A 16,912-nucleotide genomic window follows, 5' to 3' on the forward strand; every position below is an offset into this window, starting at 1 on the left:
CCTCGAGGAAGTACAGACGGAACGTGCTCAACCGCGTACGACTTCGTGCCTGATGCCAGGCGGCATCATTCCTGTGCCGGGACCGAGGCCAGCCGTCGGCTGTTGCCGAGCTTCTTCTTCAGCGCGAGGTTCTCGTGGTAGAGGTTCGCGGTCACCGAAGCGAGGGCGTCGAGCTTGCCCTGGACCTCGGTGACCTGGGCCTTGGCCTCCCGCAACTGCTTGCGGAGCTCGGCTATGGTCTCGTCCCGCTGGACTTCGCCGGGGGTGCGGAGGACCGGGCGGGCGACCTTTGCGTCCCACTCGGCAAGTATGTCCTCGGCCCGGTGGACGGTCGCGTGGCTGACCTTGGCCTCGCGGGCGAGGTTTTCCTTGGTCAGGGACCCGTCGGTGTGCAGGGGCTCTCCGGCCAGCAGCCGGGCCATGGCCTCCCGCAGCTTGGTCTCGGTCGCAGCGGACACCGGCATCAGGCGGCTCCTCCTTCTTCTTGTTCTCTCAGTGCTCGGGTGATGCGCTGGACGTCGGCGAGCCGGATCAGCACGGCTTCGCGGCGCGGTGGTGCCAGGCTGCGGTCCTTGACCATGGCTGTCAGGTCTTCCTCCTCGGCAGTCCAGATGGGCGCATGCTTGCGGGTGACCACAGAGTTGCGGCAGCGTGCGGGCTGGCAGGCGCCGATCAGCGGGGCCTGGCCGCGCTGTGCTTCTGGGAGCTGGTTCTGGCACTCGGCCTGCGGGGCATCGAACATGCAATGGTTCAGGGTGCCCAGGTGCAGGTCGGGGAATTCCGCGGTCAGCAGCGAGGCTTGGAGGCGTTCGTCGGCGATCTGGGCCCGCAGTGACGGGTCGCTGTCCATCATGTCGATCACCTTGTCCAGGCCGGCATGGAGGCGAGCCGCCCCCGGCCCGACCGCCACTGCTTCGCCGTTTCGCCGGTCCTTGAGCAGTCCCACCAGCCGCCGTGCGGCGGCGGATTCCAGCTCCTGGTTGAATTCCTTGGCCCAGTTCGCGTCCATCTTTGCGTAGGCCGGGGTGAGCGAGTTTGCCAGCGCTCGCCGTGCGGCGTGCTTGAGCTGCATGCCAAGGGCGATCTCCGAGTCTGGCTGCTGCCCCGTGATGATCGACATGGTCTTGCGAAACATGTGAGGTCTCACGTGTGCCATCGGGATTTCCTGTAGACCGGTCCGGTCCCGATCGGCGTTGCTCTTCTCGATGAAGAAGTCGATGTCGCTGGCAGGGATGATGCCCCGCCGTCCGTAGGCGCGTTTTCCCTCCGCAGACTTCGGCGGGTCAAGGGAGGCGAACAGGTGCGTCGGGTGCCAGGACAGCCGCTCAAGCACCGTCAGCGCCTCGGCGACGGGTTCGATGATCCACCAGTGGCGAGACGGCTGTGCTGGATCCTTCTTGATCTTCCGTGAAACCACTGCGGGCGAGCCATAATGGCTGCCCAAAGCGCCCCGTTCGATCTCCTGAATCTCACTGTCACGCATCAGGCTTAGCCCAGCCGAGAATATGTAGCAGGCGGCTCTGACCATCCGCAGCTCATCGTCGAGGCTGTTCAGGGTGATCTCCGAACGCCATGGCCTGTGGTGCCCGTCCGGCCTTCTCACCACTGCAAATTCCGGGCAAGCTATCGGCACGTCGCGATACGTGGCCTCCCCGCCCAGTTCCACCGCCTGGCCAGAGGCCACTGCCTGCTCAATCCGTTGTCGACGACGTCGGCGATGGGCAGAGGTGCCCAGGAACACATTGCCCGACGCCGCATTCTCGAAGATCAGACGGTGCAGAACCTTGAAGCTCGGGGTTCCCACGCCGCCGCCGCGACCGCTCTTCGCCCGCACCGGCACTCGATGACTGGGGTCCGCCAACCACGCCTCGATGGCAGCATCTATGTCGGCCTGTTTGCGAATCGTCCGCCTCGGGGCGTAAGCCGTGGCGCCAACAGCAGCAGCACCCCGCGTGCTGTTGACCAGCTGGGTTCTTCCCTCAGCAACTGCGCGGAGCGCGCTCGCCCGCCGAGCCCGGTGGCGCTCACCCCGGTTCGCACCCTTCTCGGTGAACAGGTTCTTGCTCCTGCCGCCGGTTATCTGCAGGCTCAGTGTCGTCCAGACCGGAGTGCCGGCCTTCGCGCCGCCGAAGTCACGGTCGTGGACCGGAACCAGATGCGCCGAGTCTGCGAGCCATTCGTGCACCAGTCGGTCCGCATCCTCACTACTCATCGGCCCGGGCAAATCCGGCAGTGCCTCACCCTCACCCCGCTCGTCGGACAGCTTGTCTCGGAGATCGAGAATGTCGGGTGCAAAGGTGTGGATGTAGGTCCAGGCAGCCCGCAGGAGAGGCCACCAGGTCGAAGGCGGGATCGACGGTGTGGCAATACCGTCGTCGGAGGCCGTAACGGAACCTCCCAGCACGCTGTCGCTGACTTCCTTACCGGTTTGCCCCGGCCACGGGTCGTCAAAGAAGGCTGTGCCGGTAAGGATGCGGGATACGGACTGCATGCGGCGGACGGCGTGAACGTGTTTACCAAGGCCCGTTGCGCCCTCCTCGCCGGCCTGTTCGTGCAAGAAGCCCAACCATGCGTCGGATGGCCAGCTGCTGAGGTCGTCGGGCATATGGTGTTTGCGAGCCCATCTGCCCAGCTCACCGAGCAGATAAGCATCTGTCGCGGCCGTTCCCAGCGCCGTCGGACGGGGGCGGAAGATGTTGGCCTCGCGCAGGACACGGTGGGCCGGGTTGAGTACGGCGAAGGAAACCTCCCTCACCCGCAGATTCCACAAAGCATCTTCCTCGCAGAACCGGACCGACCAGCTGGCCCGAGACCGGTTGCTGGGGCGGCGAATGCACTCCCCTGACCAGGCTCGGGTCTGCCCAAAGACCGGGATATCCACCTCGGGAAGGAGGGCATGTGCCGTTCCGAAGACCGGTTCGTCGTCGCGGAAGACCTGCGAGGGCAGCGACACGGGAGCGGCACTTGCCATCATCGGTCGTACTCCGTCCGAAGTCCGAGTGGCAGATCAAGGTGAAGCCCACGGTCCGTGATCTCCTGCCGCGCGGCGGGCAACTGATCTGCGCACTCGGCGAACAGCCCCTTCAGCGCGGCTGCCTGCTTACCCCACACCGCTTGCCAGCGGGACGGGTCCAGGACCGCACGCATCCGCTCAATGTGGTCGGCGAACAACAGCAGTCGGGGCAGCTGCGAGGTGAAGATCACCGCATTGCGGCAAAGCATGCACATCGCCGGGGCGACATGACACAGCTGAGCCCCTGGAGTGTGAGGGGAATCGTAGGGATCGCGGCAGTGCGTCAGGCCCATGTCCAGCTGCCCCATGCGCATGTTGTGGGCCTGGTCAGGGTCCATGCCAACTGCCTCAGCCACCTCGGGCTCTTCGAGCCGTTGTTCGGCCTCTTCCTCGATGAACAGCGGCCTCTGGGAAACACGCTCGAATACCCATTGCTGTGCCCGGTTGACGGCCCGGCCTGCCATGACGTGGGCAGTAGTGCCGTGGGCGTAATGGTTCCGGTAGATCTCGACATGGTGGTCATCACCCGCAAGGTCGGTCACCGTGCCGCCCAGGGCGACGGCCCGCGTGGTCTTCGCGGTTTTGCGGAGGCGTCGGACGTTGTGGGGCAAGGAGATGGCCAACGGATTGCCGTTGGTGTCGCACTGTGCGTCGATCCAGTTGGAGAATCGTCGCCCGCGTTGCCTGAATCCTGCGCAAGCGGCCGTGAGCTCGCCCGTCTTCTTGGGGAGTTCAACGGCCAGGAACAACCAGGGCGTCGCCATGAACGCTTCTCGGGTCAGCGCAACGGCCGCGAACAGGCGTCGCATCAGACCGGGGACGTCCCATTCGCCGCGTCCGGGAAAGGCCAACGTCTCTGCAGCCGTCGCGTTCTCCTCCGGATCGGGACCGGGATGAAGGTCGGCGCGGATGCGGCCGGCTCGTTGCTTGCGCTGGACCAGTCGGACGCCGGCATCGGTGAGTTCGATGTCGGACATTTGCAGGTCGTGCAGTTCCTCCGGAGTGGTGTCGCTCATCTCCAGCAGCAGCAAGATCCTGAAGGGCATCAGGTCCCTCTCCGAGGGGAACAGCAGGCGTCCCACGGCGATCACCAATCCGCGGCAGTCCTTGCCCTTGCCCTCGTCGTCCAGCAGGTCCCTCAGCTCCTGCGGCCACCAGCGGCACCGGACCGGCAGGTGCTCCAGCACTGCGGCCGTCGTCAGCAAGCCGTGGCGGGCGGCCCAAACCAGGTTGGCCAGCTCGCGCCAGCCGCCATCCCGGGGATCGACGCCATGCTCCAAAAGTTCCTTCCCCCGAGCCAGGCGCTCCTCAAGTTCGCGCACTGCCCGGCGAGCGGCGTCACGCAATGTGATGCGTTCCGCGTTGGAGAACTCATCGAGTGGCTCTCCCTCGGTCTTGGGCGCCGTGGGCGGCGCCTGTGCTCGCAGCTGCAGCCTTTCGGGCACTGATTTATCCCAGGAGGCCCGCTGTTCTATCAGCAGCAGCAAGGTGCTCGCCATCTTGTAAGGCATGGGTGAATGGGAGCTGTACTCCTTCCGCAGGGCTTCCTCCCAGGCGAAGAGCACGTCCGCCAGATCGATCTGCGCGCCGTCAAGCCGCGCATCCTGGGGGGCCAGGCCCCTCCGGGGAAGTTCTTCGTCGATGAAACGTGCGAAGTGCCGCACCGGGCTCGTATAGGTCGAGCCGGCGTCCTGCAGGCCCATCCGTCGGATGTAGTCCACCGCTTCATCCGCCAATTGCGCGGCGAGGAGGGAGCACTGGTAGTCCGCCGGGTCGATCACATGCCGGGAAACCTTGCCCCGGCGCTCGCTGGTGACAACTCGCCGTCCCACGTGCTCAATTCGCCGTGCGTCTTCGCGCTTGGGCGCCGTCCGCTGCCGGGGCTTGCGCTCACCTCGGCGAGCCATCAGCCGCACCCCCGCCCACCACGTGCGCTGCATAATCGGCGTAGGTCTTGTCCCTGTCGTTCCACTCGGCGATTGCCTGGCTGACCAGCGCATTCGTGTTGCGAATGTAAACGAGATACCGCATCGTGGAAGTAATATTTCGGTGGCCTAGTAGCCGCTGCAGGATCATCAGCGGGTTGCGTGACAGGTGGTCAGCAAGGAAAGCGCCGTGCCCGCCAGCTGCCACCCGCTGAGCCTCTTCTCTCAGGACCAGCTGCGTCAGCATCTGCAGCATGTAGATCGCGAAGGTGTGGCGCGTGTCGTGGATCCGCAGCTGGGACGGCATGACGAGGTCGAGCTCATACTCCTCGATCAGAAACAGAGTCCGCCCAAGTGCTTCGGCGAAGATCTGCTCCCAGCGCTGCTTGGACGGCATCCGCCCACCCCGGCCGACGAACAGCGCCATCGGCTCCAGGCCCCGGTCCCCTTCGATGGCGGCGAGACGACGAACCTCCGCCGGCATCGCCTTGATGCGGAACGTCCGGCGCCGCCCGTGAAGCATCCCGCTCAACTTCATCTGCCGCATGTTGACGTCGTCGACGATGAACAGTTCGTCGCGACGCCGGTAGAGCGCCTTCGCCGAGGCCCGCACCGTCGCCGCCCGCTCGGTGCGGCGATACATGTCCAGCTCCCGCAGCGTTGCGTCCTGGATCGCAACCGTCCTGGGCAGCCCGTACTTGGCTATTGCCTGCAATGGCACCTCAGCCGCTGAACCGTCCCGGCGGGGCGGCCCCACCTCGATGTCGAGCAGGCAGCTGAACTCCCGCAGCCGCATCCCTGTTGTGATCGCCAACTCCGCGCCCGCACTGTTGCGCAGCGGCGACCGCCCGCGGAAGGCGGGATCTATTCGGTCGCCTGGCAGGTAGCCGCGCAGGCCCACCTGCTTGAAGAACCGCCACTGCCGATACGTCAGGTGCCGCACATCCAGCTCGGTGGTCGCCCCCCAGGCCAGAACATCCCGGCCACTGCGGCGCCGGTGATAGGGCCGCATGTCCAGCAACTTCTCCTGTACCGCCCAGTCGTAGAAGTTGTTGATCGTTGCCCGGCGCCGCTTCCAGGTTGCCGGGGCATCGGGCGCCTCCCTCAGCTCGGTGCAGTCCTCGCGGTAGGCCACCAAGTCGTCCTCAGTGGCCGACAGAAGATCGGTCGGCGGCTCCAAGTCCGCCAGGAAGTCCACCAGGTCCAGCGCGTCATACGTGTAGTCCTCCAGGGACTTCGCCTTCAGCGCCTTCGACATCTCAAAGAAGAACGAGCACAACGGCTCTACTGGCCGCATGTCCGGCCCAAGGAAGAACGGCGTACCTTCCTTCAGCGCCCCCGGCCTCTGTACGTACGCAGCGGCGTCGAGATCGACTCCCGCAGGCGCTTCGTAGAACCGGCGGACCTTGCCATGCGAAACGAAGAAGTGGTCCAACTCAACCCCCATTGAGACAACACGAGTTCATCGAACCTAACAACTTTCCCGCTCACATCAACCACTGAGGAAGGACCCTTGAGACATCTAGAGTTTCTTGCCCTAACCCGCGCCCTCCTGATTGGCGGGCCGGGTCTCCAGCCGCACCACATGGGGGTGGTCGGGGCGCAGCTCTGCCGAGTCCTCGGCCAGGACGATCCGCTCGGCCGGGCCGACCAGGCCGAGCAGCGTACTGAGGAGCGTGGTCTTGCCGGAGCCCGTACCGCCGCTGATCAGGAAGGACAGCCGGGCCGCCAGCACCGCCCGGAGCAACCGGTCGCCGCCGGGAGGGACCGTCCCGGCCGCCACCAGCTCGGCGAGCGCGAAGGCCCGGGGCCGCAGCACCCGTAAGGACAGACACGTCCCGCCGACCGCCACCGGGGGCAGGACGGCGTGCAGCCGGGTGCCGTCCGGAAGCCGGGCGTCCACCCATGGCCGGGCATCGTCCAGCCGCCGGCCGGCCACCGCCGCCAGCCGCTGGGCGAGCCGGCGGACCTCCGCGCCGTCCCGGAAGCGGACGTCCGTGCGCTCCAGGCCGGCGCCGCGGTCCACCCACACCTCGTCCGGCGCGGTGACCAGGATGTCCGTCACGTCGGGCGCGGTCAGCAGCGGCTCCAGCGGTCCGCTGCCCACCATCTCGGAGCGCAACGCCCCCACCACGCCCAGCACTTCGGTGTCCCCCAGCAGCCGCCCTTCCTCGCGCAGCGCCACCGCCACCCGGGCCGGGGTCGGCTCCGCCCCGGCTTCGGCGAGTCGTCGCCGCACCGCCTCCAGCAGGCCCTCGCCCTGTTTCACGGCCGTCCTCCGTCCGCTCCGTCCGGGCGCGCGGCCGTCGGGTCTGCGCCGCCGGGCGCCCCCTTCCGGTCCGCTCCCCGCTCCGCGGCGCCGTCCCGGCCCCCCGTCGCCCGGGACCAGAACTCCCCGCAGAAGCGCGCCAGCGGACCGCGCGCCTGGGATCCCGGTGGCAGACCGCGGGCCAGGTCCGCGAACAGGCCCAGCTCCCAGGGGAGTTCGCCGGCCAGTGGGAGATCCATGAGGCGGGCGATCTCGGCCGGGGGCAGGCCGTGTCCATGGCGGTCGGGGGTTCCGCGCGCCACCAGCCGCAGATCGCCGAGCAGGGGCTGCACCCCGGCTGCCACCCGTTGGGCCGCCGCCACCGCCCGCAGCTCCGTGGGCACCAGCAGCAGCCCGACGTCCACCTGGGACAGTGCCTCCGCCGTCGCCTCGTCGGCGCGGCGCGGCAGGTCCACCACGACGACCCCGCCGCGGCGGCGTGCCGCGGAGACGACCGCGCGCATGGCCGGCGGCGGAATGGCGATCTCGGTGCCCCGGTCCCAGCTGAGAACCCGTAGGGAGTGCAGCCGGGGCAGGGACTCCTCAAGGGCGCCGCAGGCCACCCGGCCGCGCGACTCGGCGAAGGCCGGCCAGCGCAGTCCCTTCTCCTTCTCCCCGCCCAGCAGGACGTCCAGCCCGCCGCCCAGCGGGTCGCCGTCGACGAGCATCGTGCGCCGCCCCGTCCGCGCGGCGGTGACGGCCAGCGCGGCGGCCAGGGTGCTCGCCCCGGCGCCACCGCGGCCGCCGATGACGCCCACCGTGAGGGCCGGCGGCCCGTCCCCCTCGACCGCGTCGGCGATCCGGTCGACCAGCCAGCGCTCCCCGTCGGGAAGGCCGAGGACCCGCTCGGCACCCAGGGCGACGGCCTGCCGCCAGGTCTCGGGGTCGTCGGTGCCGCGGGCCGTGAGGATCACGCCCGGGCGGCGTCCGGCACCGCGTAACCTGCCCGCGCAGTCGGCCCCGACGATCACCAGGGGCGCCGCCTCCCAGCCCCCTTTGCGGGCCGGCAGGCCGTGCGCCACTTCGGGCAGCGCGCCGGCCGCCGCACACAGCCGCAGCAGGTCGTCGAGGAGCCGTTCGTCCTCGGTGACGATCAGTGGGCCGCCCCACTCTTCGCCGGCCCGGGCCGGCCCTTCCGATGGCGTGGTTCCAGCCATGTCCCGTCCCCCCTATCGCTACGCGACTCGCACTCGCGAACTCGCGGACTTTTACGATGCAGGGATCGGGAAATCCGGGTGGATCTTGGTCCAAAACTGTGGACAACTCCGCGCCTGTGTATATCCCCGTCACCTATTCCAGCGACCGGCGGCCACTTCCGTGACGCAAGAGGGCCTCGCGAGGTACTCCAGGGACACGAGGGAGCGGCCCGTCAGAGCCTTCCTCAGAGCAGCGTGGTGACTACGGTGCGTAAGGGGAGGGAGGCGTCCCGACGGCAGGCGCCGAGCGGGCACAAAGACGGGCGGATCGGTGCCTCACGGCGGAAAAGGCCCCCGGACATGCGACGACCCCCGCCGGGGGGGAGAGCGGGGGTCGTCCCCACGGCCGACTCGGGGGGGGGAGGAGCCGGACCGGGTTAGCACGGTCGCGAACGATCCGTGACTTCCATGGTGTACCCGAGAGCCTTCTCAGGCAAACCCACGCGCCACACCTTACGCCGAATGGTGGGCCGCCTATGCTCGCCCCGTGGAAAACCACTCCGTGCCTCACTCGACGCCCCGTACTGCTGCGTTCTTCGACTTGGACAAGACCGTGATTGCTAAGTCGAGCACGCTGACCTTCAGCAAGTCGTTCTACCAAGGCGGCCTGATCAATCGGCGGGCCGTACTGCGCACTGCGTATGCCCAGTTCGTGTTCCTCGCGGGCGGTGCCGATCACGATCAGATGGAGCGGATGCGGGAATATCTCTCCTCCTTGTGCCGCGGCTGGGATGTGTCCCAGGTGCGGGAGATCGTCGCCGAGACGCTGCACGATCTGATCGACCCGATCATTTACGACGAGGCGGCCTCACTCATCGAGGAACATCACGCCGCCGGACGTGATGTCGTCATTGTCTCCACCTCGGGTGCCGAGGTCGTCGAACCGATCGGGGAACTTCTCGGTGCCGACCGGGTCGTGGCCACCCGTATGGTCGTCGGCGAGGACGGCCGATTCACCGGAGAGGTGGAGTATTACGCCTACGGTCCCACCAAGGCGGAGGCCGTCCGGGAGCTCGCCGAGTCCGAGGGCTATGACCTGGAACGCTGTTATGCGTACAGCGATTCGGCAACCGATGTCCCGATGCTGTCGGCGGTGGGTCATCCGTACGCGGTCAATCCGGACCGCGCGCTGCGCCGGGAGGCCGTCGCGCGGGGCTGGCCGGTCCTCTCCTTCAACCGCCCGGTTCCGCTCAAGCAACGGCTGCCGGCGCTGTCCATGCCGTCCCGGCCGGCGCTCGCCGCCATGGCCGCGGTGAGCGCGGCGGCCGCCACGGCCACCCTGGTCTGGTACGCGAGCCGGCGGAAAACCGCAAAGCCGCGCCTCGCCCGTATTGGCCGGCTCGGCCGCGCCGCCCGTATTGACCGCGTTTGAAGCCAAACGTAAAGATCTGTGGCCCGGGGTTCCACTTGCCCGGTACGAGTAGTACAAAGGACTTAACGGCCCGCGAGACCAAGGACATCCGAGAGGAACACCTTTAACGCAGCAAGTGGCCCACGGACCGATGCATGAATGCCGGGCACCCACGCGACGCCGACCCGTCGATTACGGGCCAGCCGCACCAGGTAACCGGACGAAGATTCCGACCTGATGGGCAAATATTCGAGCACGCCTGGTAACCCGGCAGACATGCCAGCGGCGGTACCACCGATTGGTACCGCCGCAACCCTGTGTTCGGGCCAAATCAAGCAATGCGTTCCGGAATTCCGGCTACCGGGTCGGATACCGCCGCCCTCAACGGCCGGATACCGCGCCCCCGCCGCTTATGCCGCGCCGCGCTGGAGGGCCTCACAGACCGCCGTGCTCTCCCGTACGCCGATTTCGACCGCGCGTCCGCAGTGGGCGATCCATCCGGCGACGCCCTCCGGGGTGCCCGAGACGTAGCCCTCCAGGGCCGCCACGTAGGCCGCCCGGCCCAGTTCCGCGTGTCCCACCTCGGCGGGGCAGATCGCCTTGGGGTCCAGGCCGCTGCCGACCAGCACGACCCGTTCCGCGGCCCGGGCGACCAGCCCGTTGTGCGAGGCGAACGGCCGCAGCGCCAGCAGTTCGCCGTGCACCACGGCGGCGAGCACCAGGGCCGGCGCCTCCGTGCCGGCCAGCAGCAGCCGCGACAGGCCGTCCAGCCGCCCGGCCACCTCGTCGGCATCCGGCAGCGGCAGCTCGACGAGCGGCTCGTTCACCGGCTCCCCGGCGAGCCGGGGCCGCCCCACCGTGTCGTCCGCCGCCTCCTTGCCGGCCGCCACGAGGTGGAGGCGCGCCAGCACCCGCAGCGGCGACTGCCGCCACACGCTCAGCAACTGGCCGGCCTCGGCGGTCAGCCGCAGGGCCGCGCCGACCGTCCGCGGCTCGCCCTCGACGCCGAAGTCGGTCCGGCGCCGGACCTCTTCGAGCGCCCAGTCGGCGCCCGACAGGGCCGCGGAACCGCGCGCTCCGCGCAGCGCCGCCTCGGAACTGACCTCGTTGCTGCGACGCCGCATGACCCGGTGCCCGTAGACCCGGTCGACGCCCTTGCGCACGGAGTCCACGGAGTCGGCGACTCCCGGGAGCAAGGCCAGGGTCGCGAGCGGATCGTCGCTCGCCTTCGGGGGTGCGGGGGTGGTCCCCCGGGAGTTTCCAGCCATGGGTACGACCCTACGCACCGGCAGCCCGAACCCCTCGAAGGAGTGGTCTTCTTCACGCAGGGCTCTCACTCACCGGAACTGCCGGATTACCCTTGGTGAACATGAAGATCGCTTTCGTAGGCAAGGGCGGCAGCGGCAAGACCACCCTCTCCTCCCTGTTCGTCCGCCATCTCGCCGCGGCCCGGGTTCCCGTGATCGCCGTGGACGCCGACATCAACCAGCATCTGGGTGCCGCCCTCGGCCTCGACGAGGCGGAGGCCGCCGCGCTTCCCGCGATGGGCGCCCATCTCCCGCTCATCAAGGACTATTTGCGCGGCAGCAACCCCCGGATCCCGTCCGCCGAAGCCATGATCAAGACGACCCCGCCCGGTGAGGGGTCGCGCCTCCTGCGGGTCTGCGAGGACAACCCCGTCTACGACGCGTGCGCGCGGACGGTGGAACTGGACGGCACCCCGGTCCGGCTGATGGCCACCGGGCCGTTCACCGAGTCGGACCTCGGCGTGGCCTGCTACCACTCCAAGGTCGGCGCCGTCGAACTGTGCCTGAACCACCTTGTTGACGGCCGCGAGGAGTACGTCGTGGTCGACATGACGGCCGGGTCCGACTCCTTCGCCTCCGGGATGTTCACCCGCTTCGACATGACCTTCCTGGTCGCCGAGCCAACCCGTAAGGGCGTCGCGGTCTACCGCCAGTACAAGGAGTACGCCCGGGATTTCGGGGTCCCCCTCAAGGTGGTGGGCAACAAGGTCCAGGGGCCGGACGACCTCGCGTTCCTGCGCGACGCGGCGGGCGACGACCTGCTGGTGACGGTCGGGCAGTCGGAGTGGGTGCGCGCCATGGAGAAGGGCCGCCCGGCCCGTTTCGCCTATCTGGAGCAGGCCAACCGGCGCGCCCTGGAGACGCTGCACGACACGACCGATGCGACCTACGGGCGTCGCGACTGGGAGCGCTACACGCGCCAGATGGTGCACTTCCACCTGAAGAACGCGGAGAGCTGGGGCAACGCCAAGACGGGGGTCGATCTCGCGGCCCAGGTCGACCCGGCGTTCGTCCTCTCCGAGGGGACGGCCACCCCGCAGCCGGCCTGATCGCCGGCCGGCGCGAGTCGTCGCACGGCTCGCGCCGGGCCCACCGGACCCGCCGCCCCGTTTACCGCTCTCGGCAACGCCGGAGCCGGGAGCTTCACCCGATAGAGGGGTGAATTGGGGCGAATGCCAGCAAAGTCTTCTCCGGACCTTTACACGTCATTACGCTTCGTTTACCGCTGCTTGAGAGTCACCGGACCGTCACCCACCGCGACGCCCACCGGCCGCTCGCGACCCGCCGCAGTACACCGCAGCCCACGATCGCGCCCCGCGCGACCGCGTCGCCCCGGAGGAGACGGGAATGTCGCAGATCGAGAAGTCGCCGCCGCAGCCGCCCCGCTCCCCGCACCGGGCAGCCGTCCCTCCCGAGCCGCCCCTCCAGCCCGTCCAGCCCCCGACGAAGCGGGCCGGCCGGACCGCCTGGCTCCGGGACCTCTCCGCCTCGGCCGTCGTCTTCCTGCTCGCCGTCCCGCTGTCGCTCGGCGTCGCGCTGGCCACCGGAGCCCCGCTCCAGGCCGGACTGATCGCCGCGGTCGTCGGCGGCATCGTCGCCGGACTGCTCGGCGGCGCGCCCCTTCAGGTGAGCGGCGCCGCCACCGGCCTCCTGGTGGTCACCACCGACCTCGTCCAGCGCTACGGCTGGCGGGCCACCTGCGCCATCACGGTCCTGGCCGGCCTGACCCAACTCGCCCTGGGCGCCCTGCGGGTGGCCCGGGCGACGCTGGCCGTCAGCCCGGCGATCGTGCACGGCATGCTGGCCGGCATCGGGGCCACCATCGCCATCGGGCAGCTCCATGTGGTGCTCGGCGGCCGGCCCGACAGTTCGGCGCTCGACAACGTCGCCGCCCTCCCCGGACAGCTGGCGCATCCGCACCCCACCGCGCTGCTGATCGGCGCCGTCACCGTGGCCGTACTCGCCGGCTGGGGGCGGCTGCCGGGCCGCGCCGGGCGGTGGGCGCGGGCGCTGCCGGCGCCCCTGGTCGCGGTGGCCGCGGCGACGGCGGTCGGTGCGGGGTCGGCGGTGCCGCGCGTGGCGCTGCCGTCCTGGCAGGTGCCCACGCTCCCGGTGCTGCCGGAGGCGTCCGTTCCGGCCCTGGCCGCCGCAGTGCTGACCGTCACCTTCGTCGCCAGCATGGAGTCGCTGCTGTCCGCCGTGGCCGTGGACCGGCTCGCCGCCGAGCGGCCCGGGGCCCCCACCGGCCGCCTGGCCCTCAACCGCGAACTGGCCGCCCAGGGGGCGGCCAACGCCGTCTCCGGCCTGCTGGGCGGGCTGCCCGTCTCCGGGGGTGCGATCCGCGGCTCGGCCAACGTACGGGCCGGCGCCGCCACCCGCCGCGCCACCGTGCTGCACGGCGTGTGGGTGCTGCTGTGCGCCGGCCTGGCGGCGGCCGCCCTGGAGCTCATCCCGCTGGCCGCACTGGCCGCCCTGGTGATGGTGGTCGGCGTACGGATGGTGAGCTTCGCGCACATCCGGCACGTACAGCGGCACCGCGAATTCCCGGTCTACGCCGCCACGTTGGGCGGTGTGGTGCTGCTCGGTGTCCTCCAGGGCGTGCTGACCGGGATCGCCGTCGCGGCCTTCCTCGCGCTGCGCCGGCTGACCCACACGCGCGTCACCGTCACGAAGGAGGACGAGGGCTACCGGGTCCGCATCAGCGGCCAGTTGACGTTCCTGGCGGTGCCGCGGCTGACCCGGGCGCTGGCGCTGGTCCCGGCCCACACCGATGTCGTCATCGAACTCCGCGGCTCCTTCATGGACCACGCCGCCCACGAGGCGCTGCAGTCCTGGTCGGCGGCCCATCGGGCGCACGGCGGCTGGGTGACCCTCGGTGGCCGCTCGGCCCGGCCGCTCGCCGAGTCGGCGGGCGCGCACCCCTGCCGGCCGTGGACGCCGTGGCGCCACCACGAGTGCACCCGGACCGCCCCGGACCAGGGCCCGGCCCCGGAGGGCAGCAGCCAACTGCTGGGCGGGATCAGTGCGTTCCAGCGGCATACCGCCCCGCTGGTGCGCGAGGAGCTGGCGCGGCTGGCGCGCGAGGGCCAGCGGCCCACCCAGCTGTTCCTGACCTGCGCCGACTCCCGGGTGGTCACGAGCATGATCACCGCCAGCGGTCCGGGCGATCTGTTCACCGTGCGCAATGTCGGCAATCTGATGCCACCGCCCGGTTCGGAAGCCTCGTGCGACTCCGTGGGCGCGGCGATCGAGTACGCGGTCGAGGTCCTGCGGGTCGGCTCGATCACGGTGTGCGGGCATTCCGGTTGCGGCGCCATGGGGGCCCTGCTGAATTCCGCGGCCCCCGAGGACGGCGAGCCGACCCCGCTCTCCCGCTGGCTGCGGCACGGCCTGCCGAGCCTGGCCCGGATGCAGCGCATCGGGCGGCTGGGCCGGGGGGAAGTCGCGCTGTGCGGCCGCCCGGTGAGCGACGATCAGGAACGGCTGGCACTGGTCAACGTCCGGCAGCAGCTCGACCACCTCAGGGCGCACGCCTGCGTGGCGCGCCGGGTGGCGGAGGGAACGCTCACCCTGCACGGGATGTACTTCCATGTCGGTGAGGCCCAGGCGTACGTGCTCGACGAGGCCACCGGGCGGTTCCGTGCGGTCCGCGGCGAGGCGTCCCCGGCCCGGGTCTGACCTGCGCCGAAGGCCTCCGGCCAGCACGGAACCGACTGGCCGTCAACAGGTCTGGACCATTTTTTGTCCACAGCCCTTGTCAGGGCCCCGTGCGGGCTGATGAGCTATGGCCGGGACACATCGGACACCCCTGTGATTGGGAGAAGTCGTGAGCAACGAAAGCCTGGCCAACCTGCTCAAAGAGGAACGGCGGTTCGCGCCCCCCGCCGAGCTGGCCGCGCACGCCAACGTCACGGCTGCCGCGTACGAACAGGGCGCGGCGGACCGGCTGCGCTTCTGGGCCGAGCAGGCCCGACGCCTGTCCTGGGAGACCGAGCCCACCCAGACCCTCGACTGGTCCAACCCGCCCTTCGCGAAGTGGTTCGCCGACGGCAAGCTGAACGTCGCCTACAACTGCGTCGACCGCCATGTGGAGAACGGCCTGGGCGACCGGGTCGCCGTCCACTTCGAGGGCGAGCCGGGCGACAGCCGCTCCCTGACCTACGCCGAGCTGCAACGCGAGGTCTCCAAGGCCGCCCACGCCCTGACCGAGCTGGGCGTGCGGGCCGGCGACCGGGTCGCCATCTACATGCCGATGATCCCGGAGACGGTCGTCGCCATGCTGGCCTGCACCCGCCTGGGCGCGCCGCATTCGGTGGTCTTCGGCGGCTTCTCCGCGGACGCGCTGGCGACCCGGATCAACGACGCCGACGCCCGCGTGGTGATCACCGCCGACGGCGGCTACCGCCGCGGCAAGCCGTCCGCCCTCAAGCCGGCCGTCGACGAGGCCCTGACCAGGCCCGGCACGGAGAACGTCCGCAGTGTGCTCGTGGTGCGCCGTACGGGCCAGGAGGACATCGCCTGGCACGAGGGCCGCGACGTGTGGTGGCACGAGATCGTCGACCGGCAGAGCGAGACGCACACCCCCGAGGCGTTCGACGCCGAGCACCCGCTGTTCATCCTCTACACCTCCGGGACGACGGGTAAGCCCAAGGGCATCCTGCACACCACCGGCGGCTACCTCACCCAGGTGTCGTACACCCACCACGCCGTCTTCGACCTCAAGCCGGAGACCGACGTCTACTGGTGCACCGCCGACGTCGGCTGGGTGACGGGCCACTCGTACATCGTCTACGGCCCGCTCTCCAACGGCGCGACCGAAGTGCTCTACGAGGGCACTCCGGACACCCCGCACCAGGGCCGCTGGTGGGAGATCGTCCAGAAGTACGGCGTGACGATCCTCTACACCGCGCCAACCGCGATCCGGGCCTGCATGAAGTGGGGCGACGACATCCCGGCGAAGTTCGACCTGTCGTCGCTGCGCGTCCTGGGCTCGGTGGGCGAGCCGATCAACCCCGAGGCGTGGATGTGGTACCGCAAGCACATCGGCGCGGACTCGGCACCGATCGTGGACACCTGGTGGCAGACCGAGACCGGCGCGGTGATGCTCAGCCCGCTGCCGGGCGTCACGGCGACCAAGCCCGGCTCCGCGCAGGTGCCGCTGCCCGGCATCTCGGCGACCGTCGTGGACGACGACGCCAACGAGGTGCCCGACGGCGCCGGCGGCTACCTCGTCCTGACCGAGCCGTGGCCGTCGATGCTGCGCACGATCTGGGGCGACGACCAGCGCTACCTCGACACGTACTGGTCCCGCTTCGAGGGCAAGTACTTCGCCGGCGACGGCGCGAAGAAGGACGACGACGGCGACATCTGGCTGCTCGGCCGGGTCGACGACGTGATGCTGGTGTCCGGGCACAACATCTCCACCACCGAGGTCGAGTCCGCGCTGGTCTCGCACCCGAAGGTGGCCGAGGCCGCGGTCGTCGGCGCCACCGACCCGCAGACCACCCAGGCCATCTGCGCCTTCGTCATCCTGCGCGGCAGCGCGGCGGAGGACGAGGGACTGGTCGAGGAGCTGCGCGCCCATGTCGCCCAGCAGCTCGGCCCGATCGCCAAGCCCAAGCGGATCCTGCCGGTGGCGGAGCTGCCCAAGACCCGCTCCGGCAAGATCATGCGGCGGCTGCTGCGGGACGTCGCCGAGAACCGCGACCTCGGGGACGTCTCGACGCTCACCGACTCCTCGGTCATGGACCTGATCCAGGCGAAGCTGCCGAGCGCGGCCTCCGAGGACTGAGCCGGACCCCCGGCGGAGGGG

General features: G+C 69.7%; 10 protein-coding genes and 1 pseudogene. 4 read left to right on the top strand and 7 right to left on the bottom strand.

The features are described from left to right. Positions 1-65 precede the first annotated feature (65 nt). The 6 genes and pseudogenes from ACZ7MX_RS28880 to ssd all read right to left on the bottom strand — a co-directional run bounded on the left by ACZ7MX_RS28880 (position 66) and on the right by ssd (position 8,403). Positions 66-464: a hypothetical protein gene (locus ACZ7MX_RS28880; RefSeq protein WP_472136184.1), complete on the bottom strand. Its 399-nt coding sequence runs from the start codon at positions 462-464 to the stop codon at positions 66-68. Then, positions 464-2,974, bottom strand: a complete 2,511-nt coding sequence (locus ACZ7MX_RS28885) for a hypothetical protein (protein ID WP_472136186.1) — start codon at positions 2,972-2,974, stop codon at positions 464-466. The genes ACZ7MX_RS28880 and ACZ7MX_RS28885 overlap by 1 nt, the downstream gene beginning before the upstream one ends. Further along, positions 2,971-4,794, bottom strand: coding sequence for a hypothetical protein (locus ACZ7MX_RS28890; protein ID WP_472136187.1), 1,824 nt, complete (start codon positions 4,792-4,794; stop codon positions 2,971-2,973). The genes ACZ7MX_RS28885 and ACZ7MX_RS28890 overlap by 4 nt, the downstream gene beginning before the upstream one ends. 109 nt (positions 4,795-4,903) lie before the next feature. Next, entirely contained in the window at positions 4,904-6,373 is a 1,470-nt protein-coding gene (locus tag ACZ7MX_RS28895; RefSeq protein ID WP_472136189.1) for a site-specific integrase, read from the bottom strand. Positions 6,374-6,478: 105 nt separating this feature from the next. Continuing rightward, positions 6,479-7,207: pseudogene (locus ACZ7MX_RS28900) on the bottom strand (CpaF family protein); the annotation flags it as partial. Continuing rightward, on the bottom strand, positions 7,204-8,403 hold the full coding sequence (ssd, locus tag ACZ7MX_RS28905; protein ID WP_472136190.1) for a septum site-determining protein Ssd: 1,200 nt from the start codon (positions 8,401-8,403) through the stop codon (positions 7,204-7,206). The gene ssd and the pseudogene ACZ7MX_RS28900, both read right to left, overlap by 4 nt. 526 nt (positions 8,404-8,929) lie before the next feature. On the opposite strand from ssd, the gene ACZ7MX_RS28910 reads away from it, so the two are divergent. Continuing rightward, on the top strand, positions 8,930-9,814 hold the full coding sequence (locus tag ACZ7MX_RS28910) for an HAD family hydrolase (protein ID WP_472136191.1): 885 nt from the start codon (positions 8,930-8,932) through the stop codon (positions 9,812-9,814). Positions 9,815-10,203: 389 nt separating this feature from the next. Here the strand turns inward: ACZ7MX_RS28910 and ACZ7MX_RS28915 are convergent, their stop codons facing one another. Further along, positions 10,204-11,061, bottom strand: coding sequence for a Fic family protein (locus ACZ7MX_RS28915; RefSeq protein WP_472136193.1), 858 nt, complete (start codon positions 11,059-11,061; stop codon positions 10,204-10,206). Between the two features lie 101 nt (positions 11,062-11,162). On the opposite strand from ACZ7MX_RS28915, the gene ACZ7MX_RS28920 reads away from it, so the two are divergent. From ACZ7MX_RS28920 to acs, 3 genes are all read left to right on the top strand, one after another. Next, positions 11,163-12,149 carry an ATP-binding protein gene (locus tag ACZ7MX_RS28920; RefSeq protein ID WP_472136195.1) on the top strand — a complete coding sequence of 329 codons (987 nt, stop codon included), beginning with the start codon at positions 11,163-11,165 and terminating at the stop codon, positions 12,147-12,149. Positions 12,150-12,447: 298 nt separating this feature from the next. Then, the gene (locus tag ACZ7MX_RS28925; protein ID WP_472136197.1) at positions 12,448-14,778 is read left to right on the top strand and encodes a SulP family inorganic anion transporter; all 2,331 of its coding nucleotides are present in this window, start codon (positions 12,448-12,450) and stop codon (positions 14,776-14,778) included. Between the two features lie 148 nt (positions 14,779-14,926). Continuing rightward, entirely contained in the window at positions 14,927-16,891 is a 1,965-nt protein-coding gene (gene acs / locus ACZ7MX_RS28930; protein WP_472136199.1) for an acetate--CoA ligase, read from the top strand. Positions 16,892-16,912 lie beyond the last annotated feature (21 nt).

The organism is Streptomyces sp. NPDC107765 (genome assembly GCF_055657085.1).